Annotated in this window: 14 protein-coding genes; 8 read left to right on the forward strand and 6 right to left on the reverse strand. The window is 72.2% G+C overall.

What is annotated here, in order from left to right; genetic code table 11:
- Window positions 1-12: 12 nt before the first annotated feature.
- The 4 genes from HOO61_RS17695 to HOO61_RS17750 all read right to left on the reverse strand — a co-directional run bounded on the left by HOO61_RS17695 (window position 13) and on the right by HOO61_RS17750 (window position 11,868).
- A complete protein-coding gene (locus HOO61_RS17695; protein ID WP_172260837.1) occupies window positions 13-2,268 on the reverse strand; it encodes an arylsulfotransferase family protein in 2,256 nt (751 codons plus the stop codon).
- Window positions 2,269-2,277: 9 nt separating this feature from the next.
- The gene (locus HOO61_RS17700; protein WP_172260839.1) at window positions 2,278-3,552 is read right to left on the reverse strand and encodes a class I adenylate-forming enzyme family protein; all 1,275 of its coding nucleotides are present in this window, start codon (window positions 3,550-3,552) and stop codon (window positions 2,278-2,280) included.
- Between the two features lie 80 nt (window positions 3,553-3,632).
- On the reverse strand, window positions 3,633-11,585 hold the full coding sequence (locus HOO61_RS23785) for a PKD domain-containing protein (protein WP_216659050.1): 7,953 nt from the start codon (window positions 11,583-11,585) through the stop codon (window positions 3,633-3,635).
- Between the two features lie 124 nt (window positions 11,586-11,709).
- Entirely contained in the window at window positions 11,710-11,868 is a 159-nt protein-coding gene (locus HOO61_RS17750; protein WP_172260841.1) for a hypothetical protein, read from the reverse strand.
- A gap of 94 nt (window positions 11,869-11,962) precedes the next feature.
- Between HOO61_RS17750 and HOO61_RS17755 the strand changes: the two genes are divergently transcribed.
- Together HOO61_RS17755 and HOO61_RS17760 are read left to right on the forward strand one after the other, a co-directional pair.
- A complete protein-coding gene (locus tag HOO61_RS17755; protein ID WP_172260843.1) occupies window positions 11,963-12,913 on the forward strand; it encodes a GlxA family transcriptional regulator in 951 nt (316 codons plus the stop codon).
- 121 nt (window positions 12,914-13,034) lie between these two features.
- Complete coding sequence (locus HOO61_RS17760; RefSeq protein WP_172260845.1) at window positions 13,035-14,321, forward strand: aminotransferase class I/II-fold pyridoxal phosphate-dependent enzyme; 1,287 nt, start codon at window positions 13,035-13,037, stop codon at window positions 14,319-14,321.
- Window positions 14,322-14,336: 15 nt separating this feature from the next.
- Here the strand turns inward: HOO61_RS17760 and HOO61_RS17765 are convergent, their stop codons facing one another.
- On the reverse strand, window positions 14,337-16,181 hold the full coding sequence (locus HOO61_RS17765) for an ABC transporter ATP-binding protein (RefSeq protein ID WP_172260847.1): 1,845 nt from the start codon (window positions 16,179-16,181) through the stop codon (window positions 14,337-14,339).
- 83 nt (window positions 16,182-16,264) lie between these two features.
- Between HOO61_RS17765 and HOO61_RS24275 the strand changes: the two genes are divergently transcribed.
- From HOO61_RS24275 to HOO61_RS17780, 3 genes are read left to right on the forward strand one after another with little or no spacing between them, the layout of a single operon-like run.
- Window positions 16,265-16,696 carry a MarR family winged helix-turn-helix transcriptional regulator gene (locus tag HOO61_RS24275; protein WP_367650228.1) on the forward strand — a complete coding sequence of 144 codons (432 nt, stop codon included), beginning with the start codon at window positions 16,265-16,267 and terminating at the stop codon, window positions 16,694-16,696.
- Window positions 16,693-17,289: a dephospho-CoA kinase gene (coaE, locus tag HOO61_RS24280; RefSeq protein WP_172260849.1), complete on the forward strand. Its 597-nt coding sequence runs from the start codon at window positions 16,693-16,695 to the stop codon at window positions 17,287-17,289. The genes HOO61_RS24275 and coaE overlap by 4 nt, the downstream gene beginning before the upstream one ends.
- A 41-nt stretch (window positions 17,290-17,330) precedes the next feature.
- Window positions 17,331-18,653 carry a glycoside hydrolase family 3 N-terminal domain-containing protein gene (locus HOO61_RS17780; RefSeq protein ID WP_367650229.1) on the forward strand — a complete coding sequence of 441 codons (1,323 nt, stop codon included), beginning with the start codon at window positions 17,331-17,333 and terminating at the stop codon, window positions 18,651-18,653.
- A 163-nt stretch (window positions 18,654-18,816) separates the two neighbouring features.
- Here HOO61_RS17780 and HOO61_RS17785 read toward each other — a convergent pair whose 3' ends face one another.
- Window positions 18,817-19,779 (reverse strand): RNA polymerase sigma factor RpoD/SigA, encoded by a 963-nt coding sequence (locus HOO61_RS17785; RefSeq protein ID WP_172260851.1) that lies wholly within the window; start codon window positions 19,777-19,779, stop codon window positions 18,817-18,819.
- Between the two features lie 184 nt (window positions 19,780-19,963).
- On the opposite strand from HOO61_RS17785, the gene HOO61_RS17790 reads away from it, so the two are divergent.
- The 3 genes from HOO61_RS17790 (at window position 19,964) to HOO61_RS17800 (ending at window position 22,525) form a co-directional block, all read left to right on the forward strand.
- Entirely contained in the window at window positions 19,964-20,683 is a 720-nt protein-coding gene (locus HOO61_RS17790; RefSeq protein ID WP_172260853.1) for a 5-oxoprolinase subunit PxpA, read from the forward strand.
- Window positions 20,684-21,071: 388 nt separating this feature from the next.
- Window positions 21,072-21,674: an allophanate hydrolase subunit 1 gene (locus tag HOO61_RS17795; protein ID WP_172260855.1), complete on the forward strand. Its 603-nt coding sequence runs from the start codon at window positions 21,072-21,074 to the stop codon at window positions 21,672-21,674.
- Window positions 21,671-22,525, forward strand: coding sequence for a biotin-dependent carboxyltransferase family protein (locus HOO61_RS17800; protein ID WP_172260857.1), 855 nt, complete (start codon window positions 21,671-21,673; stop codon window positions 22,523-22,525). Before HOO61_RS17795 ends, HOO61_RS17800 begins: the two co-directional genes overlap by 4 nt.
- The last annotated feature ends 4 nt before the right edge of the window (window positions 22,526-22,529 follow it).

Raw genomic sequence — 22,529 nt, forward strand, 5'->3', positions numbered from 1 at the left:
GCGCTCGCCGGGTCAGCGGAACGACACCCGCGCGCGTACGACGTCCGGGTCGGCGTCGCGGCTCCGTGCTGCCAGCCGGACGATGGACCGCCCCGTCGCTCCGTCGCGGGGTACGACGACGAGTCGCAGGCGGACGGACCGTCCCGGGTCGAGGCGGACAGTGCGGTAGGTGCCGGCGCGCACCCGCGCCGTCACGTCGCGCCGACCGGCGTACCACCGTCCGGTCGCCCAGCGCTTGCCGGTGGTGCCCTCCAGCCTGAGACGGCCCGGTGCGTCGCCGCTGTTGCGGACCCGGACGCGCACGGTGGCCGGCCTGCCCGGGCGCGCGCGGAGGTCGACCGTCTGCCTGCGGACGGTGTAGAGGTCGCGCCCCTTCCACGCACCGCCGGTGGTGCGGATCGTCGCGTCGGCGCGGGCCGAGGTGGGCTCGACCGGCGTCGGGAGCGTCGTCGTCGGAGACGTCGTCGTCGGGACGGCCGTGGGTGCCGTCGTCGGAGACGGCGTCGGCGTGGAGCCGGGCGAGGGAGCCGGTGCCGGCGGTGCGGTGACGGAGTAGCTGATGGTGCGGGTCGATTCGTTGCCCGCGCCGTCAGTGGCTCGCACGACCACCTGGTGGGTCCCTGCCTCGTCGGTCGGCAGGTCGGCGCCGCTCATTTGGCCTCCGGCGCTGCACTCGTCGAGGTTCGAACCGCCGGTGTCGCTGCAACCGAAGTCGAGCGGGAGGTCCGCTCCCAGCTCGACCGTCGGCGGCTCCGTGGGCCACGAGACGGCGACCTCAGGCGCGATCCTGTCGGGGGCGTCGTACTTAAAGGCACGGTAGGAGAAGTGGCCGCCGCCGGTCATGGACCAGATCTCCTCGCCGCCGGCGGTCACCTCGGTGGCGATGGGTGCCTGCCCGGACGGCACCTCGGACCGCGACCATCCCGCCAGTGTGTTGCCGTTGGCCAAGCGCTGCGCGTTGCCAGCGAACGGCGCGTAGCGCCCGGCGGGCACGTGGCTCCAGACCATCCTGGCCGTGGGCGGCGTCGTGCTCGTGTCGAGGACGTACTCTGTGATCCGGGACTGCGGGCGTGCCACCCGTGGACCGTCGGGGTCGGTGGGATCAGGACACATGTCTGCGGTCTGCAGTGCGATCGGTCCACTGTCGTCACGCCGGGACCCGTTGTCGAAGATCATCAGGTGCCCGTTGGGGAGCACCTGCGCCGCATGCTGCGCGCATGGTCCGCCGTAGGGGTCGTCGACGAACTCGAAGTCGTTGCGCAGGCCCCCCAGACGCCAGATGACGTCACCGCGGGAGAAGCCGTCGTGATCGCTGCCGGCGATGAGCATCACCTGGCTGAGGTTGCGGAAGGAGGCCACGACGTCGCCCGAGGCGAGCTCCTGCATCGAGTTGATGTGGGCGTAGTCGTGTGGGGTCCGGTCGACCAGCCCTTCTGCCTCGTCGACGTGGTCCTTGCTGTTCCACGTCCAGGCGGCATCCCCATCCGGGTCGAGGCGCTGGATGATCGCGTCGGTCCACGCGCCCCCGTCGCGGGCGAGGTAGTCATAACCCATCAGCAGTGCGGATCCGTCAGGGAACAGGGTGGAATCGTGGAAATCGGTGCTGTTCGCCTTGTCGCCGGCGAGCCGGAAGCTCCGCACCTCGCGGTACTGCTCGTCCAGCTCGGTGATCCGGTCACCGCCGCTCTCGTCGGGCAGGGCGACGGAGAAATGCGCAGGGTCCGAGCTGGACTGCTTGAAGTCGCTGCCCCTCTGGGCAGACACCATGGCCGGCACCCCGCGCTCGTCGAGCACGGCCGAGAAGGGCGGCGCGACGAAGGACGAGAGGGTCACGAAAGCCTTGCCCGGCGCCAGTCCGGGGTGGGGTCCGGTGGTCCTCACGTCTGGAAACCGAGGCGGAAGGACGATCCACGACTGGTTCGAGGTGCCGGAGGCGTCTGTGATCTGGACGTTGACTTCCTCGCCCGGCGCAAGGCCTTCCACCACGTGTGCAGTGCCGTTGCCGGCCGGGCGTCCGTTGACCGCGATGGTGGCCTTGGGGTCGCTGGAAGTGGCTGTCACCGACAACCGGTCGACGGTCTCGGCAGATCGGACCGAGAACCGGTCGATACCGGGCTCGAACGCCGGATACGTCGTGACCGACGAACCCGGCAGCGCGCTGACCACGATGTCGTGGACCGGTTGCTCCGCAGCCGTCGACGTGGCCGTCTGCAGGTAGGGCGCGGAGAGCGAGCCAGCGGCGAGCGCCAACGCAACGAGGGAACGCATGTTCGCACCCTAGGCCAGTCCGGGCAGCTGGTCCCGACGCACCTTGCCGGTGGCGGTCATCGGCAGGTCAGCGACGCCCAGGTAGTCCTTGGGTCGTTTGGCGGGTGCGAGGACCGACCTGGCGTGGGCGTCGAGCGCGTCCGTGGTGGCGTCGCCGACGACAGCGGCACACACCCGCTGCCCCCACCGGGGGTCGGGCACGCCGAAGACGGCGACGTCGTCGACGCCGTCGACCTCGCGCAGGGCGTTCTCGACCTCGAGCGGGTAGACGTTGACGCCGCCGGTGATGATCAGGTCGGTGCGCCGGCCCTCGAGGTGGAGGTAGCCGTCGGGGTCGATCCGCCCCACGTCACCGACGGTGAACGCCGGGCCGTGCACGGTGTCCCGCCAGGCGGCCGCTGTCTGCTCGGGGGCGCCGAGGTAGGTGAACCGGGCGTGCCGCGGCACGGCGCACCAGATCCGGCCGTCGTCGTCGATGGTGAGGGTGCGACCGGGTCGGGCCCGCCCCACCGTGCCGGGGTGGTCCAGCCACTCCTCGGAGCGGCAGGCAGTGAACTGGCCCTCGGTCGAGCCGTAGAACTCCCACGTCGAGCCGCCGGGGAACAGCTCGATCAGCCGCTGCTTGACCTGCGGCGGGCACGGGGCGCCCGCGTGGGCGACCAGCCGGAACGACGACAGGTCCGGCACGCCGACCGCGTCCCAGTAGGCGAACAACCGCTGCATGTGGGTCGGCACGCAGAACATCGTCGTCGGCCGGTCGCGCTCGATCGCCGCCGTCACCGCTGCGGGGTCGAACCTGCCCGGCACCACGATCCTGCCGCCGGCGAGCAGGGTGCCGGTCGCGCACCGGAGCGGGGCGGAGTGGTGGAGCGGGCTCAGCACGAGGTTGACGTCGTCCGCCTCGAAACCCCAGAGCTCGCGCTCCTCGGCGACCAGGGCGGCCGCCTCGGTCTCGGGGAGGAGACCCGACCACACGCCCTTCGGGGTGCCGGTCGTGCCGCTCGTGCAGTGGACCGGCCGGCCGAGCGGCAGCGACCGGGACCGGTCCGCCCGGGCGGCGAGCAGCCGCTTCACCTGCGCCTGGGACGTGATGACGAGGTCGGGGGAGATGGGCGCGAGGATCCGATGCCGCTCCGCCGGTGTGAGCGCCGGGTCGAGCGGCACCGGGAAGACCCCGTCGGCGAGCAGGGCCAGGACCAGGTCGACGTACGCCGGGGAACCGGCGACCAGCAGCGCCACCCGGGCTCCGGCGGCGAGGGCGTCACCGGCGCCTGGTCCGACCATGGGGGCATTGTGCCCGCCGTCGTGCACGCGCCCGCACCCGCCGGGGTCACCGGCGGGTGCGGGCGCTTGGGGCGTCGGTGTCAGCGGCGCACGGTGAGCCACCAGCGGACGGTGCGCTTGTTGCCCGCCTCGTCACGGATGACCAGCACCACGCGGTGACGACCCGGGTCGAGCCGCTTCGACGTCGCGACCATGACGCCCTTGCGGTTGACCCGCACCTTCGCCGCGGCCCGACCGTCGAAGCGGACCTTCACGTCGCGGGCCCGCAGGTCGTCGTGCCGGTCACCGATGCGCACACGCACCGTCGGCGTCCGGTCGCTGGTCGGCCTGGGTCCCGTCAGCACCTTCGCCGTCGGCTTGCCCCGGTCGACCGTCCAGGTGCGGACGGCCGGGCTGGCGTCGGTGTTGCCCGCCGCGTCGGTGGCCCGCACCCGCAGCTCGTGCCCGCCCTGCCCGAGCTTGTTGAACGTCGCCGGGGAGCTGCACGGTGCCCAGGCTCCGCCGTCCAGGCTGCACTCGAAGGTGCTGCCGGGCTCGGAGGAGGTGAAGGTGAACGTCGCAGCCGGACCTCGCCCCTGGCCCATCGGGCCGCGGGTGATGGTGGTGTCCGGGGCGGTGGTGTCACCCGGGGCCGGCTTGGCCTTGACGGTGACGGTCACCTCGTCCTGACCTGCCGCGACCTCGTCGCTGCCGGCGTACGCCGCGGTGAACGTCACGGGGCCCGGCTGGGTGAACGGACCGACCGTGAAGGTGGCGGTGCCGTCGTCCAGCGTGGTGGGGCCGTAGGTCCTGCCGCCGCCGGTGAGGGTGATCTCGCCGGTCGGGGTGGTGCCCTCGGCCGTGACCTGGACCGACACCCGGGTGGTGTCGTCCACCGTGACCTCCGACGGCGTCGCCGTGGCCGTGACCGTCGACGCGACCGGGTCGGTCGGGTCGGTGGGGTCGTCGCCCGTGACGACGACCTCGACGGTGTCGGTGACCTCGTCCGTGCCGCCCTCCATGGCGGTCGTGACGGTGGCCTCGTAGGTGCCGGGCTCGGTGTAGGTGTGGGTCGGGTCCGCCCCCTCGGCCTCCTCGCCGTCACCGAAGTCCCAGGCGTAGGTGAGCCCGTCGATGCTCGGGTCGAGGTCCACGCACCCGATCCGCTTGGCGGGGTTGTCCGGGTCGTGAATCACGATGGCCATCGCGTCGGCCCCGGCGCGCTGGTCGCTCGTCACGACCACCTCGCCACTGGCGCCCTCCTCGTCACTGGTGAACGGCAGCCAGATCTCGTTGTCCTCCGCGAACGGCAGGTCGGTGTCGAAGCGGAAGTGCGCTCCGCCGTTGCCGTCGGTGCAGGACTGTTCGTGGACGTGGACCATGTGCTTGGCGTCGGGCTTGAGGCCGGTGACGTCGAGCGTGGTGACCGTCGTGTCGCGCGAGCGGACCATGGACGCGGTGCCGGTGAGGTCGGGGTAGGTGGCGGTGCCGTCGGCGAAAGCCGAGAACTCGCCTCCCGTGCTGACCTCGGTGGAGAAGTCCACCTCCAGCGGTGCGTCGCCGCTCGCCGGCGTGGCGGTGGCCTCGATCTCCGGTAGTGCGTCCACGCTGATGTCGACGCTGTCGCTGCCCGTGTTGCCGTCGGGGTCGGTCACGGTGAGCGTGGCGGTGTAGCTGCCCGACGCCGTGTAGACGTGGTTCAGCGGAGGCTTCGGACCCGTGTACGTCGTCCCGTCGCCGTAGTCCCACGTGTAGCTGAGCGGGCCGCCCTGGTCGTCGATCGCACTGATGTCGAACGCGACCGGCAGGGGAGCGGGACCGCTGGTGGGCGTCGCCTCGATGGAGACGCGCGGCGCGTCACCGGTGACGGCGATCTCGAACTCCTCCTCGTAGGTCCCGCCCTTCCCGTCGCTGACGGTCAGGGTCGCGGTGTACCGCCCGGGGTCGGTGTACGTCACGTGGGCGTGCGACGACGTCGACGTGTCGGACGGCCCGTCGCCCTGCCCGAAGTCCCACAGGTAGGTGAGCGCGTCACCGTCGGGGTCGCTGGCGCGGGCCTCGAAGTGGACGTAGAGCGGTGCTGCGCCCTCCCGCGGGTCGACCAACGGGTCGGCCGTCGGGGCCTGGTTGTCCTCGGCGGGCTCCTCCACGATCACGGTGCCGCGCATGGTGGCGCCGTGGATGCTGCACCAGTACTCGTAGGTGCCGGGCTTCGTGAAGGTGTAGCGAACCGGCTCACCGCCGGAACCGCGGTACTCGGCGAGCGCGGGGTTCCAGGCGTCGGCGCTGTCGAGAGAGGTCAGGTCGTGGCCCATCGTGGCCTGGTCGAACTGCCACTCCACGGTGTCGCCGACCTCGATGGTGACCGTCGAGGTGCCGTTGTCCTCCGAGACCCACTGGTTGTCGGTGGCCGAGTCGACCGCGTCGACGACCCAGGTGCGTCCCTCGGCGGGCTCGTCGACGACGACCTCGACGGTGTCCTCACCGGTCTGGCCCTCGGGGTCGGTGACCGTCACCGTGGCCGTGTAGGTGCCGGGCTCGGTGTAGGTCCAGCTCGCGTCGGCGGTGTCGGCGGTGTCGTCCTGCGTGCCGCCCACACCGAAGTCCCACGCGTAGGTGAGGTCGCCGCCCTCGGGGTCGGCGCCCTCGGCGGTGAACTCGACGTCCAGCGGCGCGGTGCCGGAGGTCGGCTCGGCGGCCGCGGTCACGCTCGGCGCCTCGCCCTGCTCGACGCCGGACCATCGGAAGAAGTCGAAGTCGGCCACCGGGTTGCCCCCGGCGCCGCCCGTCAGCGCCATCACGCCGACCCGCGGGTTGGTGATCCCGGCCAGGGTGCGCGGGTCACCCACCTCGGTGAACGCCTCGCCGTCGGTGGAGTACCACCCGCGCAGCTGGGAGCCGTCGGAGGTGAACCGCAGCCAGAACGTGGTGGGAAAGTCGCCGGGCAGGAACGGCCCGTCGAAGCTGCCGCCACCGGTGTTCCAGTCGCCGGTGAACTCGAAGTCGTTGTTGCTCGGGCTCGACGACTTGAGGAACTCGATCCACTCCCTGTCCTCGCCCTTGTCGACGAAGGTCAGCTTGGCGAACCCGGAGCCGCCGCTGCCGGCGACCACGAGCCCGGCCTGCTGGCCGGCCTCGGTCGGGTCCCAGGTGAGCTTGGTCGTCGCCGTCCAGGCGCCGTCGGGCGCGTCCTGGGTGATGATGTTGGCGGTGTCGTTGTACTCACCGGTGCGGGCGGTCAGGTGCAGCGCGCCGTCGGAGACGTCGTACGCCGTCTCGTCGGGGCGGCGCACCGTCCAGTGGCAGTTGTCGAGCAGCTCCGTGTCGTCGAACTCGTCGGAGCGCTGGGGCTGCTCGCACGGCGGCGCGGGCTCCTCGCCCCGGACGCCGGAGACGCCGAAGACGTGCAGCTTCGGGTCGACGGGGAGCGTCAGGGTGTCAGGCTGCTTGCCGGACTCGAGCGCGATCCGCTGGGTGAAGATCATGACCCGCGGAGACGTGTTGCCCCCGCCGTTGTGGCGGTAGGGCATGTCGATGGCGATCTCCTCGCCGAACTTCGGCGTCACGGCCCAGTCGGTGAACCGCAGCGGGACCTGCACGGTGGTGCCGTCGTTGTAGGTGAGCGTGCCCTCCTTCTGGACGTCACCGTTGTGCGCCGTGGCGAGGATGCTCAGCTCGTCGTAGGTCCCCGTCGGCAGGGTGATCACCTGGCCGTCGGACTCGACGTTGTTGAGCTGGCCGTCGGCCGGGCTGCCGAAGTCGTAGTCGACGCCGTTGAGCCTGACCGGGCCGCCGTTGTCCTGCACGGCCGGCGGGAGGAGCTCGGCGGCGAAGGTCCAGCCGCCGCCGTCGAAGTTGCCGTCACCGGGGTTGGCGTCGGTGGAGATGCCGTCGTTGTTGAACAGCTCCGACAGGTCCGCCACAGGCCGGCACTCGCCGTCGGCCAGCACCTCGATGCGCACCGAGCTGGTCCCGGTGTTGCCGTCGGGGTCGGTCGCGATGACGGTCGCGGTGTACTCGCCGGCCGCCGTGTAGGTGTACGACGGCGACTTCTCGGTCGAGGTGTCGTCGTTCGTGCCGTCGACGCCGAAGTCCCACGCCCAGGTCACGGCCTGGTCCTGCGGGTCGGTCGCGGAGGCGTCGAAGTCGACGTCGAGCGGCAGCACGCCGCAGCGCGGGGTCGCGGTCGCGGTGGCGACCGGGTCGACGAGGACGGTGATCTCCTCCGTCGTCCGGGTGAGGCCGCGGTTGCCCTCGGCGTCGACCGGCGTGACCTCCGCGGTGAACGTGCCGCCTTCGGTGTAGGTGTGGGAGATGGTGCCGGCGGCACCGGTGACGGGGTCGGACCCGTCGCCGAAGTCCCACTCGTAGGTGATCGCGTCGTCCTGGCGGTCGATGCCCTCGGCGGTGAAGTCCACCGTGAGCGGCGCGCCGCCGCGGACCGGGTCGGCCGTCAGCTCGTTGACGAACGGCTCCTGGACCTCGAGCTCCTTGACCTGGATGTTGCGGAAGCTCACGGTGTCGGCGTTGCCGTGGTTCTGCAGGCCGATGTAGCCACCGGTGCCGCGGGTGCCATCGGAGGTGTACTCGTTCACCACCTCCCCGTTGAGCGCCATCGTGTAGGTCTGGCCCTCGACCGTGATCGCGTAGTCGTTCCACTCGCCGGGCGGGTTGGCGTTGCGCGCGTCCTCCCGGTCGAAGTTGTAGACCGACCCGGTCTTCTGCGGCTCGTCGTTGGGCTGACCCTCCTTGATCTGGATCTCGTGGCCGTTGTCCACCGCGACGTAGGGGTCGTTGCCCGGGTCGGGGAAGCGGGTGAAGACGCCGGAGTTGTCGCCGTCGTCGGAGAGCTTGAACTGCAGCTTGACCGTGTAGTCGTCGAAGGTGCGCTCGGAGTACCAGAACAGCCCGAGGCCGCCGACGCTGGTGAGCTCGCAGTTCTCGACGACGAACCCGCCGGGGCCGGACTGCTTCCAGCCGGACACGTCGGTGCCGTCGAACAGCAGCTCGTAGCCCTCGTCGGGGGTGGGTGCGGTCGCGCAGGGCTGCCGCACGTTCACCTCGACGGCCTGGCTGGTGGACTTGCCGGTCTCGTCCTCGACGGTGAGCGTGGCGGTGTAGGTGCCGGGCTCGGGGTAGGTCCACGTGGCCGTCGCCGTGCTGGCGGTGTCGTCGTCGGTGCCCTCGACGCCGAAGTCCCACGCGTAGGTGATGTCGTCACCGTCGGGGTCGTCGGCCTCGGCGGCGAACTCGACCTCGAGCGGCGCGAGACCATCGGCCGGGGTGGCCGTGGCGGAGGTGATCACCGGTGACGTGTTGCCGGCGACGCCCATGCCCTCGACGGAGAACTCGTCGAAGTTCATCTCGCCGTTGCCGGCGTAGACGAAGTAGAGCGGGCGACCGCCCGCGTCGGCGTCACGAGCGGTGATGGCGGCGCTGACGGTCTTGTAGAAGTACTGGCCCTGGGTGCCGCCGTCGAGGGGCACGGTCGCCACGACGGGTCCGTCCGCTGCCCCCGCCCGCACCTGGATGGTGGCGCCGGACTGCGGCCCACCGGAGTAGCGGATCGACACGTCGGTCATGTTGAGCAGGCTCATCGGGTCGAACATCACCCAGTCGCCGTTGCCCATGCCGGTGATGAGCCCACCGCCGCCCGGACGGGTGCCGGACTTGTCGTCGTAGCCGGTGTAGCCGACGCCCTGCCGGTCGGTCGCGTGCTCGGCCTGGCGCAGCTTGGGCTGGAGGATGACGGTGTCGCTGCCCTGGAGGGGCGCGTTGGCGCCGTCGTTGGCGCCGGTGTCGCGGTAGGTGGCGATGAGGACGCCGTACGTGTTGGCGTCGGGGCCGTGGTCGGCCGAGGCCGCGGTGCGGATCGTGCCCTCGCAGCCGTTGACGGAGAGGTTCGGGTGGACGTGGATGTCGTGGCCGAGTCCTTCCTGGACCACGACCTGGCTGCAGTCGACCGTCTCCTCGGCGTCCTGCACGTCGACGACGAACGGGATGTCGTCGCCGGAGGCGTAGAAGCCGCCGTCGACCGGCAGCTCGATCTGCACGGTCGGCGCGGTGTTGCCGACGTTGACCGTGACCTGCGACGTCGCGGTCTTGCCGGTCGCGTCGGTCACCGTCAGCACCACGGTGTAGTCGCCGGCGTCCTCGTAGGTCCAGGACGGGTCGGCGTCGGTCGAGTCGGTCTCGCCGTCGCCGTCGAGGTCCCAGGCGTAGGTGACGTCGTCGCCGTCGGGGTCGCTGGTGCCGTCGCTGCTGAACTGCACGGCGAGCGGTGCCGCGCCCTCGGTCACGTCGGCGCTGGCGCGGGCCACGGGGGCCGAGCCGTTGACGGCGTAGTCGATGCGCACGAGCTTGGTCTGCGGGGAGCCGGAGAAGAACCCGGTGCCGTACTCGAGCACGTACATCGAGCCGTCGGGGCCGAACTCGAGGTCACCGGGAGCGACGAAGCCGCTCATGAAGTCGTTGATCGACTCGATGTTGCCCTCGGCGTCGGTGCGAACCTCCTTGATCCAGCCGCGGCTCATCTCAGACATGAAGTACGAGCCCTCGAAGTACGCCGGGAACGCGGTGTCCTTCGCCGAGGTGTTCTGCGACTGCCGGTAGACCTGGCCGCCGGTCGGGGTGGAGCCCTGGACGGCGGGGTACTTGTAGGGGGCGACGTCGGAGTAGGGGATCCAGGCGTCGGTCATCGGCGGCAGCGTCTGCAGGCCCGTGCTGTTGGGGGAGTCGTTGACGCCGGCCATCTCGTCGGGGTCGTTGCAGGGGAAGCGCTTGGGCGTGCCGTCGGGGTTGGTGCGGTAGCGGTTGGCGACGAAGTCCCAGTCGACGTAGGCGCCGCCGAAGTCCATCTTGGTGAGGTCGTCGCCGACCTCGCCGCCGCAGTAGGGCCAGCCGCCGTTCATCGCGGTGTCGGTGCGGTTGAACTCCTCGAAGTGGCGCGGGCCGCGGTTGGGGCTGTTGACGCGCGAGTCCGGGCCGACCTCGCCCCAGTAGACGACGTCGGTGTCGGCGTCGACGCCGAGGCGGTAGGGGTTGCGCAGGCCCATTGCGAAGATCTCGGGCCGCGTCTTCGCCGGGTCTGCGTCCGGGTACTTCGCGGTCGGGTGGGCGCCGCCCTCGCCGAACAGGTTGCCCTCAGGGATGTCGTAGGAGATGCCGTCGCCGGCCGTCGGGTCGACGTCGCCGTCATCGTCGTTGCGGGGGATGACGCGCAGGATCTTGCCGCGCAGGTCGTTGGTGTTGGCCGAGGACTTCTGGGCGTCGTAGTCGGAGCGTCCGGGACGCTCGTCGTGGGGGGAGTAGCCGTCGTTGTCCGAGGACGAGGTGTTGTCACCGGTCGCGAGGTGCAGGACGCCACCGTCGCCGAACTGGACCGAGCCGGCGGAGTGGCAGCACACGTTGCGCTGCGTGCCGACCTCCAGTATGACCTTCTCCGACTCCTTGTCGATGAAGGTCTCGCCATCGGTGTCGGTCTCGACGGTGAGCCGGGCGAGCCGGTTGGCGTTGTACGACGCCGGCAGCGGCGCGTAGTAGACGTAGATCCAGCCGTTGTCGGTGAAGGCCGGGTCGAGGGTGATGCCGAGCCCACCGTCCTCGAGACCACTCCACACCCCCAGGCTGGGGTTGTTCATGATGATCTCGATGCTGCCGTCGGCCGGGTCGTACATCGAGATGTCGCCGGCGCGGGTGATGAAGAAGACCCGTCCGTCCGGGGCGACGGTGAGCTCCATGACCTCGCCGAGGCCGGTGCCCTGGCCGAGGACGACCTTCTGGAACTTGGAGAGGTCCGGCGGGTCGTCGGCCGCCGCCGTGGCGGACTCGGCGGAGCTCGCGTCGCGGGGCGTCGCCTTCTTCGGCGCGTCGGAACCGGCGTCGTCCTCCACCTCGGCCTCGGGCGCCGGCCCCGTCGTGGCACCGGACGTGGACCGGTCCGGTCGGGGGTCGGGCACGGCGGCCGCCATCGGGGCGGTCAGCCCCAGGGCGAGCGCCAGGCCCGTCACAAGGGCGAGCAACGAGACGACGAGCTGACGAGACCGCACAGGCATGATGCGCCTTCCACAACCGAGTTTGAGGAGCGTCACCGGCGAGACGGCCGTGTGACTCGCATCACGCTAGGCGGGACTTTTGTGTCAGGTCAAGCAAAAGTTGATTTCTGCTCGCCGGAACCGCTCAGGCGCGGGGGACGAGGTGGAACCGCTCCTCGACCGGACCGAGGTCGTCGACCGGGTGGGCGGTGGAGGCGGGGCCGGCGAACCGGTCGTGGCGGGCGTAGCTGACCAGCAGCGAGGCGATGGCGGTCAGGACCAGGAGGGCGATGATCGTGTTCATGGCAGCAATCATTCGCTCATTTACTTCCTGCCACCAGTGGCAGGAATGACAGTATTGGTTGATTTCCTGCCACCACTCGTGCGACGCTGCTGTCATGCAGAAGGTCGCCGTGGTCGTGCAGGAGCAGCCCGAGCCGTTCGGCCTCGGAGCGTTGTGCGAGGTCTGGGCCGAGCCCTACCACCCCGAGGACGACAACCCCGTCTTCGACTTCACCGTCGTCACGCCTCGCCCCGGCCGGTTGCGCACGCGCGCCGGGTTCGACCTGCACGTCGAGCACGGGCTCGACGCGGCCGCGGACGCCGACCTGATCTGCCTGGCGCCCAAGAGCGACCACCGCGGCACCTCGCCGGAGGTCTCGGAGCTCCTGCAGTCCGCCCACGCGCGGGGAGCGATGCTCTTCGCCCACTGCTCGGCGACCTTCATGCTGGGCGAGGCCGGGCTCCTCGACGGCCGTCGCTGCACCACCCACTGGCGCTACGCCGCCGAGCTGGCCGCGCGCTTCCCCGAGGCGGAGGTCGACCCCGACGTGCTCTACGTCCAGGACGGGTCCATCGTCACCGGCGCGGGCTCCGCGGCCGCCCTCGACGCCGCGCTGCACGTGATGCGCCAGCAGTTCGGCGCCCGGGTCGCCGCTGCCACGGCGCGGCGCATGGTCGTGCCGCCGCACCGCGACGGCGGCCAGGCACAGTTCATCGCCCGCCCGGTGCCGGTGTGCGAGTCCGAGGCACTGGCCCCGCTGCTGGCCTGGATCAGCGCCCACCTCGCCGAGGACCTCGACGTCGAGACCCTTGCGCGCCAGATGCACATGTCGGCGAGGACGTTCGCCCGGCGCTTCAAGGAGGAGACGGGCACCACGCCCTACAGCTGGATCCTCGGCGAGCGCGTCCGCGCCGCGCAGGAGCTGCTCGAGCAGACCGACCACTCCGTGGACTGGGTGGCCTCGGAGGTGGGCTTCGGCAACGCCGCCACGCTGCGCCACCACTTCGGCCGCGCCCGCGGGGTCAGCCCGCAGGAGTACCGACGCACGTTCCGCCTGACCGCCTGATCCGTCCTACGGCAAGGCGGGCGTCATCTCGATCCGCACCGATGGCAACCCATCCGGATGACGCAACCGGTGGGCGGAACGGGCACGGGCGCGCGGACCGGCGACCTCTAGGCTGGAGCCCGTGAACGCGACTGCGCTGGCCGACCTGTCCGCCGACGACCTCACCGCGCTGCTCGAGGAGCAGCGGGCTGCCTACGAGCAGCTCAAGGCGCAGGGGCTCAAGCTCGACCTCACGCGTGGCAAGCCCTCGGCGCAGCAGCTCGACCTCGCCGACGCGCTGCTGCACCTGCCGACGTCGACGAAGGACGCCAGCGGGGTCGACGTACGCAACTACGGCGGGCTCGAGGGCCTGCGCGAGCTGCGCGAGATGTTCGCCGAGCTGCTGTGGGTCGAGCCCGACCAGATCGTGGCCGGCGGCAACTCCAGCCTGTCGATCATGCGCGACTGCCTGGTGTGGATGATGCTCTTCGGCGCCGTCGACTCCGAGCGTCCGTGGGGCAAGGAGGAGAAGGTCCGCTTCGTGTGCCCGGTGCCGGGCTACGACCGCCACTTCACGCTGCTCGAGAGCCTCGGCATCGAGATGGTGACCGTCCCGATGAACGACGACGGCCCCGACGTGGACGCCGTCGCCGCCCTGGTCGCGGTCGACCCGAGCATCAAGGGCATGTGGATCGTTCCCACGTACGCCAATCCGACGGGCGCGATCTGCAGCCAGGACGTCGCCGCCCGGCTCGCCGCCATGCCGACCGCCGCGCCGGACTTCAAGATCTTCTGGGACAACGCCTACGCGCTGCACCACCTGACCGAGGACGAGGCCAAGAGCGCCGACATCCTCACGCTGGCCTCGGCCGCCGGCCACCCCGACCGGCCGATCATGTTCGCCTCGACCTCCAAGATCAGCTACGCCGGTGCGGGGGTCGCGTTCCTTGCGGCCTCGGCCGGCAACGTCGGCTGGTACCTCAAGCACCTCGGCAACGGCTCCATCGGACCCGACAAGGTCAACCAGCTCCGCCACGCCGAGTTCTTCGGCTCCCCGCAGGGCGTGCGCGACCACATGGCGAAGCACCGCGCGATCATCGCGCCCAAGTTCGCCGAGGTGGACCGGGTCCTGACCGAGCGCCTCGGTGGCCGCGGGGTGGCGACCTGGAACTCCCCGACCGGTGGCTACTTCGTGAACCTCGACGTGGTGCCCGGCACCGCGACCCGCGTCGTCGCGCTCGCCAAGGACGCCGGCATCGCCCTGACGCCTGCCGGGTCGTCGTTCCCCTACAAGCAGGACCCCGACGACACCAACATCCGCCTGGCGCCCACGATGCCGCCCCTCGCCGAGGTCACCCAGGCGATGGAGGCCGTGGCCACCTGCGTGCTGCTCGCCGCGGCGGAGAAGGCGGCCGGCGGGACCGCCTGAGGCGGATCAGGCGGATCAGGCGGCCACGGGATCCGCGCCGAGCCCGCCGCGCACCAGGTCGGCGTAGCGGCCGCCCTGCAGCAGCAGCTCCTCGTGGGTGCCGAGCTCGACGACGCGTCCACGGTGGAGCACGGCGATCTGGTCGGCGTCGCGGACGGTGGAGAGCCGGTGCGCGATGGTGATCGTCGTACGGCTCCGGGTCACCTCGTCGAGGGTCGCGAGGATGGCGCGCTCGGTCTCGTTGTCGAGTGCGCTCGTCGCCTCGTCGAGCACGAGTACGGCCGGGTCACGCAGCAGGGTGCGGGCGATGGCCAGTCGTTGCTGCTCGCCGCCGGAGAACCGGTGCCCGCGCGAGCCCACGACGGTGTCGTAGCCGTCGGGCAGCGACGTGATCAGGTCGTGGATGCGCGCGGTGCGGCAGGCCTGCTCGATCGCGGCGTCGGTGGCCTCCGGGCGGGCGTGGCGCAGGTTGTCGCGCACGCTCGCGTGCATCAGGTAGGTCTCCTGGGTGACGACCCCGACGACGGCGGCGAGGTCGGTGGCGGCCAGGTCGCGCACGTCCACGCCGTCGATGCGTACGGCGCCGGCCGTGACGTCGTGCAGCCGGGGCACGAGCGAGGCGAGCGTCGACTTGCCGCTGCCGGTCTCGCCGACCAGGGCGAGCGTGCCGCCCGCAGGGACGACGAGGTCGACGTCGGACAACACCGGGCGCTCCCCGTCGTACGTGAAGCCGACGCCCTCGAACCGGACCTCGCCGCGCACGCGGTCGCGGTCGAACCGGCGGGGCTCCTCGGGCTCGGTGATGTCGACCGGCAGGTCGGCGTACTCGAAGATCCGGCTGAACAACGCCAGGGAGGCGGTGAGGTCGACACCGACGTTGAGCAGCCCCATCAGCGGGCGGAACAAGGTGCCCTGCAGGGCGACGAACGCCACGAGGGTGCCGATCGTCATCCCGCCCGACGTGGCGGGGAAGCCGGCGGCGAGGTAGATCGCCGCGGGCACCGCCGCGAAGACGACGTTCATCGTCGCCATCCGCCAACGACCGGCGAGGCGCGAGCGGATCTCGAGGCCGACGAGGTCGGAGGAGGTCTCCTCGAACCTCGCGGTCAGGCGCGGTGAGGCGCCGAGGGTCTTGGTGAGCAGCACGCCACTGACCGAGAGGCCTTCCTCGATCTGGACGTGGAGGTCGGCGAGGCGGCGCTGCCGCTCGCCGGTGATGCGGTGGCGCATCCGGGCGACCTGCCGGGTGAGGAGCACGGCGGGCGGCAGCACCACGAGCGAGATCAGCGCCAGGCGCCAGCTCAGGGCCACCATCGCCACGGCCGTGCCGACGACCACGGTGACGTTGGCGGCGATCGACGTCGCCGTCTGGGTGACGACGCCCTGCATGCTTCCTATGTCGTTGACCAGGCGCGACTGGACCTCGCCGCCGCGGGTGCGGGTGAAGAAGTCGAGCGACTGCCGCTGCAGGTGGGCGAACAGGTCGCTCCGCAGGCGGTGCATGACGCGTTGGCCGACCGAGGTGGAGAGCCAGGTCTGCACCACGCCGATCACGGCGGTGGCGACGGCGACGGCGAGCATGGCGCCCACGAGGAGGAGCAGCAGGCCCACGTCCTGGCGGGGGAGTGCCTCGTCGATGACGTGCCGGACGAGGAACGGCTGGGCGAGCCCTACGAGCGAGCTCAGCACGATCAGTGCCACGACCACGGACAGGGTCGCGCGGTGCGGCGCGAAGAGCCGGGCGATGCGGCGCAGCGACACGGGAGACTCCGCGAGCTGGCGCACGTCGGCGGGATCGGGGCGACCGCCGCGCGCGCGACGGCCCCCGGAGTCCGGGCGGGAGTCGTGGTGGTCAGCCATCCGACCACCTCCTCTCGGTTGAGGGATAAGGTGAGGTAGCCTCACTATGAGGGTCCAACCGACCTGCAGGCGGAGGTATTCCCGTGGACCGAGACGATGGGCCGGACCCGACGACCGGCGACCTGGTGATGGCGCTCGCCCGGCGCGTACGACGTGCACACGTGGAGGCCCTCACCGCGTGGGGCGTGACCCCGTCGCAGGCCAGGGCGCTGCGCGTGCTGGGCGGCGCCGACGCGATGCGACCCTCGGCCCTGGCCGAGGCGCTGCGCATCGCTCCCCGGTCCGCGACCGAGGTGGCCGACGCGCTCGAGGAGCGGGGCTGGGTCCGTCGCGAGCCCGACCCCACGGACCGCCGGGCCACCCGGCTGGTGCCCACCGAGGAGGGCCGTCGGCTGCTGGCCCAGGTCGACGACGTACGCCGCGACGCGTCGCAGCGGGTCCTCGACGTGCTCACGCCCGCCCAGCGTCGTACGCTCCACGAGATCCTGGCCGTCGTCGTGGGGGAGGACCTGTGACCGTTCGCGTCGGCCTGACCGGCGGCATCGCCTCGGGCAAGAGCACGGTGTCGGCGATCCTCGCCGAGCGGGGTGCCGTCGTCATCGACGCCGACCTGCTCGCACGCGAGGTGGTGGCTCGCGGGACGCCCGGCCTGGCCGCCGTGGTCGAGGAGTTCGGGCCCGAGGTCCTCACGTCCGACGGCGAGCTCGACCGGGCAGCGGTGGGGGCCTTGGTCTTCGCCGACCCCGACGCGCGCCGCCGGCTCGAGGCGATCATCCACCCGCTGGTGCACCGGCGCAGCGCCGAGCAGGAGGCCGCCGCACCGGAGGACGCGGTCGTCGTCCACGACATCCCGCTCCTGGCCGAGGTCGGCCGGGTCGGCTCCTTCGACGCGGTCGTGGTGGTCGACGCCCCGGCCGAGCTGCAGGTGCAGCGGATGGTCGAGGACCGCGGCTGGACCCGTGAGGAGGCCGAGTCCCGCATCGCGGCCCAGGCGACCCGCGAGCAGCGGCTCGCGATCGCCACGCACGTCGTCGACAACACCGGCTCGCTCGACGACCTGCGTCGGCAGGTCGAGGCGATCTACGACGAGCTCGCCGGGCAGGCCTGACGTTTCCGGGTCGAGGGGGTCGGCCGGGTAACCTGCCGGGCGTGCTCTCGATCCGACCCCGCCTGGCCGTGATCGCGACCGGCGTCCTGCTGGTGAGCGGGTGCGCCGGGCTCGGCCAGACGCCCGACGACACCGAGCCGGCCACGTCCAGCCCCACGCCCTCGTCGTCGAGGACGCAGTCCGCAGACCCCGCCCAGCCGGACGCGGAGGCGACCGAGGACCCGGACACCCCGACGACGTGGGGCCCGACGGCGGGCGAGCTGGAGCAGGCGCAGGAGCTGGTCGCCGGGTGGTCGTCCGAGCAGCTCGCAGGCGGTGTCATCGTCGGACGCTTCCACGGCACCGATCCGCAGGAGCCCGCGCGGATGGTGCGCGACCTGCACCTCGCGGGCGTCTCGGTCACCGGGGCCAACGTGGCCGACCGCGACCAGGTGCTGGCGATGACCGCGGCGATCACCGCGGCCGCCGAGGCCGACGGTCGCGACCACCCGCCGGTGATCGGCGTCGACCAGGAGGGCGGCTACGTCTCGCACCTGCGCGGCATCGCCACCGACTTCCCCCACTTCCAGACGGCCGGGCTCGCCGTGGCGGCCGACGCCCGCGTCGGCCGACGGGTGACCCGCGCCGCGGCCCTGGCCACCGGGCTCGAGCTGCGCGACCTCGGCTTCACGTGGGTCTTCGCCCCGGTCGCCGACGTGACGATCGGCGCCGCCGACCCGACCATCGGGGCGCGATCGCCCTCGCAGGACCCGCGCCTGGCGGCCCAGGCCGTCGGGGCCGCGATCAAGGGCTACGACGACGCTGGCGTCGTCTCCACGGTCAAGCACTTCCCGGGTCACGGCGGCGCGACCAGCGACAGCCACGACACCCTCCCGGTGCTCGACGCGACCCTCGCCGAGCTCGAGGCGCACGACCTGCCGCCCTTCGAGTCCGCCATCCGCCAGCAGGCGCCGGCGGTCATGCTGAGCCACCTCGACCTCACCGACATCGCCCCCGGCGTGCCGGCCAGCATGGCGCCCGAGGTCTACGACCTGCTGCGCGACGACCTCGGCTTCGAGGGCGTGACCATCACCGACTCGCTCGGCATGGGCGCCGTCGGCGGCCGGCCGACCCCGGCCCTGCAGGCGCTGCAGGCCGGCGCCGACCTGCTCCTCATGCCGGTCGACACCGCGACCACGCACCGGATCGTCGCCGACGCGATCGACTCCGGCCTCGTCTCGAAGGCCCGCGTCGAGGAGGCCGCCGCCCGGGTGGTGGCGGTCCAGCTGTGGCAGGCGCGGGTGGCAGCACGACGGCCCGTCCCCGCCGACGTGGTCGAGCGGGCACGGGCCGCGAGCGCGGACCTGGAGTCCGCGGCGTACTAGAGGGGCAGTCGTCACCAGCCGCCGGGCGGTGAGTGACGCAGGCACTTGACGCCAGGCGCTGGGAAGGTGCCTCACGCACCGCTGGGGCAGCCGGGTGCGGGCAGCCCGGACACGACAGGACCGCCGGGCGCGGCCCGGCGGTCCTGTGACGGCGTGCGGAGGATCAGGCTGCCAGGTCGGGGTCCCCGGCGCGACGGAGCTTCTGCAGGGCCTCGCGCTCGAGCTGGCGGACCCGCTCGGCGGAGATGCCGTGACGGGCACCGATGTCGGCGAGCTTGTGCTGGCGACCGTCCGCGAGGCCGTAGCGGGCGCGGACGATGTCGGCGGAGCGCTCGTCGAGGATGCCGACGAGGTCCTCCAGCCGCTGGCGGGCCTCGGCGTCCAGGACGTTGAGGTCCGGGCCGGGCGCGGTCTCCTGGGCCATCAGGTCGCCGAGGGAGGTGTCGCCGTCCTCGTCGACCGGGGTGTCCAGCGAGACGTGGTCGCGGCCCCAGCTCATCAGGTCGAGGACCCGGTCGAGGTCCATGCCGAGCTCGGTGGCGATCTCCTGCGGCTCCGGGTCGCGGCCGAGCTGGCGCTCGAGCGTGCGCCGGGCGCTGCCGACCTGGTTGAGCTCCTCGACGACGTGCACGGGCAGGCGTACGACGCGGGCCTGCTGCGCGATGCCGCGGGTGATCGCCTGGCGGACCCACCACGTGGCGTAGGTCGAGAACTTGTAGCCCTTGGTGTAGTCGAACTTCTCGACCGCGCGGATCAGGCCGGTGTTGCCCTCCTGGATGAGGTCGAGCATCGGCATCTGCGAGCGGCCGTACTTGCGCGCGATGGAGACGACGAGGCGCAGGTTGGCCTCGATGAAGCGGTCGACGGCGAGCCGGCCCTGCTCGGCGAGCCACTCGAGCTCGGCCTCGTTGGCGCTCATCGGCGCACCGCCCTTGCGGCGACCTACGCGGCCGGTGTCGAGGAGGTGCTGGGCCAGCAGGCCCGCCTCGATGGTCTTGGACAGCTCGACCTCGGTCTCGGCGTCGAGGAGCGGGGTGCGAGCGATCTCGTCGAGGTAGAGGCCCACGCTGTCGCGGCCCTCGATCTCACGAGTGGTGGTGGTGCGCTTGCCCTGTGCAGTGCTCATCTCGTCCTCCTGCTCCCGTGCGACCACCCCGTGTCGCACATCTGTTCCAACGCCTGTGTCCGCCGCGGGATTCCCGCTCCGGATGTGGTGCCTTCACCTGCCTTGACGAGCCAGTACCCACCGGAGTTGCATGTTCGACCAACTCTCAGGGACTTCTCAGGGGTGCCCCGTGGAGACTGGTTCCATGCAGGACCCCGAAGGCCCCCACACGGTCGACCTCAACGCCGACCTCGGTGAGGAGGTCACCGACGACGACGGCCTGCTCGCGGTGGTCACCAGCGCCAACGTGGCGTGCGGCTTCCACGCCGGCACGCTCGAGACGATGCGCGCGGTCTGCGCGGGCGCCGTGCTCCGCGGGGTGACGCTCGGCGCCCAGGTGTCGTACGCCGACCGGGCCCGCTTCGGCCGGGTCGAGCTCGAGGTGCCGGCCCACCTGCTACGCCAGCAGGTGGCCGACCAGGTCGGGACCCTGTCGGCCATCGCCGTCGCCGCAGGCGCCGAGGTGGCATACGTCAAGCCGCACGGTGCGCTCTACCACCGGGTCGCCCGCGACGAGGAGCAGGCGGCGGCGGTGCTGGACGGCTCCGGCGGCCTGCCCGTCCTCGGGATGCCCGGGTCGCTGCTGCTGTCGATGGCGCGCGAGCGCGGCCGCGGCTCGCGGCTGGAGGGCTTCCCCGACCGGGGCTACGGCTCCGACGGCCGGCTGCTGCCGCGTGACCGGCCCGGCGCCCTCGTGACAGACCCCGGCCAGGTGGCGTCCCGAGCGGTCGAGCTGGCCGTCTCCGTTGACTCGGTGTGCGTGCACGGTGACTCCGCGGGGGCCGTGCGGACCGCCGCTGCCGTACGACGCGCGCTCGAGGCGGCCGGGGCGGCCGTGGTGACGTGCTGGTCCTCCACAGCCTGAGCCCGCGCCTGTGGAGGGACGCGCCTGGGTTGTGGAGCAGCGGACGACTTCTGTGGGGAACCCTGTGGGACTGCAGATTTGTCGAGGAGAACCCTTGCGGACGGTCGTCCGGAGGACGTAGAACTCTCCTACCGATCCCGCTCCGGCGGGGCCGGGGATCGGATCGGACGAACAGCTCCAGACGGCGACTTGCTCGCCGCGCAGGCCCGGTGGCGGGGACTGTGGGGGCCGGGAGGCCGGTCCGGTGGATCGGACGTCACCACCCCGATCACATCGAGGGGCTCCTGATGCTCATACCATCGGGAGCCCCTCACCTGTGTGCGCCCACGAGGTTGCCAAAGGTGGGGGAGCGGTGGCAACTCCCCGCGGGTCGGCGTGCCGGTGAACAATGGCTGACGTGAAGGTCGAGGACGTCGGTGCTCGCGCCTGCCTCGTCGAGGTCGAGGACGCGCTGGTCGCCGCGGCGCTCGCCACCTGGGTGCGCGCCGCCGGCCTGGCGGCCCACGAGGTCGTGCCGGCGGCCAGGACGGTCCTCCTCGACGGCGTCGACCCCGTCGCCGTGCGCGAGGCCCTCAGAGGCTGGGCCACGGACCACGCGTCGCGGCCGGGCCCGCTCGTGCGCGTCGAGGTCGACTACACCGGCCCCGACCTCGCCCGCGTCGCCGACCACTGGGGATGCACGTCGCAGGAGGTGGTCGAGCTGCACACGTCCGTGGAGTTCACGTCCACCTTCTGCGGGTTCGCCCCCGGGTTCGCCTACCTCGCGGGGCTCCCCGTGGAGCGGGCCGTGCCGCGCCTGGACTCCCCGCGGACCAGGGTGCCACCCGGGTCGGTCGCCCTCGCCGACACGTGGTGCGGCGTCTACCCGAGCGCCTCGCCCGGCGGGTGGCTGCTGATCGGCGTCACTGACGCCAGGCTGTGGGACGTGGGCCGTCCGCAGCCGGCGCTCCTCGCCCCGGGGACCCGGGTGCGGTTCGAGGTGGCCGGGTGACGGACGGACGCACCGTCGAGGTCATCGACCCGGGTCCGCTCTCGACCCTCCAGGACCGGGGGCGGCGTGGGTGGGCGCACCTGGGCGTCCCCCGCGCGGGCGCCCTCGACCGGGGCGCCGCAGCCCTCGCCCGGCGGCTCGTCGGCGGGGGGCCCGACGACGCCGTCGTCGAGACGACCGTCGGCGGCATCGTGCTGAGGCCACGGCGCGCGGTGACGCTGGCCGTGACGGGCGCCACCTGCGACGTCCGAGTCGGTGTGCGGGCCGTCGCCCACGGCGCCCCGGTCACCGTGCCGGGCGGGGTACTCGTCACCGTGGGCCCGGCCTCGACCGGCGTGCGGTCCTACGTCGCCTTCGGCGGCGGGCTCGCGGTCAGCCCGGTGCTGGGTTCGCGCTCCACCGACACGCTCGCATGGGTCGGGCCACCGCGTCTCGCGGCAGGCGACGTGCTCGTGCTCGGTCCGCCCGGACCGCTTCCCGCAGCGCCCGCGGCACCCGTCGTACGACCGCGCGAGCCGGTGCTGCGGCTGCGTCGCGGGCCGCGCGCCGAGTGGCTCGACCACGAGGGCTGGCGTCGCCTCGACGGGGCGTCGTACGCCGTCGCGCCCGACAGCGACCGGATCGGCCTGCGGCTCACCGGGCGACCCCTCCGTCGGCGTGGGGGCGAGCTGGCGAGCGAGGGGATCGTGCACGGCGCCGTCCAGCTCCCGCCGTCGGGCCAGCCGGTCGTGTTCCTGGCCGACCACCCGACCACGGGCGGCTACCCAGTGGTGGCGGTGGTCGAGGACGACGACCTCGACCTCTGCGCCCAGCTGCGCCCCGGCGACGAGGTCCGGCTCCGGCTGGCGTGACGGC

The organism is Nocardioides sp. zg-1230 (assembly GCF_013155335.1).
Lineage (GTDB): Bacteria > Actinomycetota > Actinomycetes > Propionibacteriales > Nocardioidaceae > Nocardioides.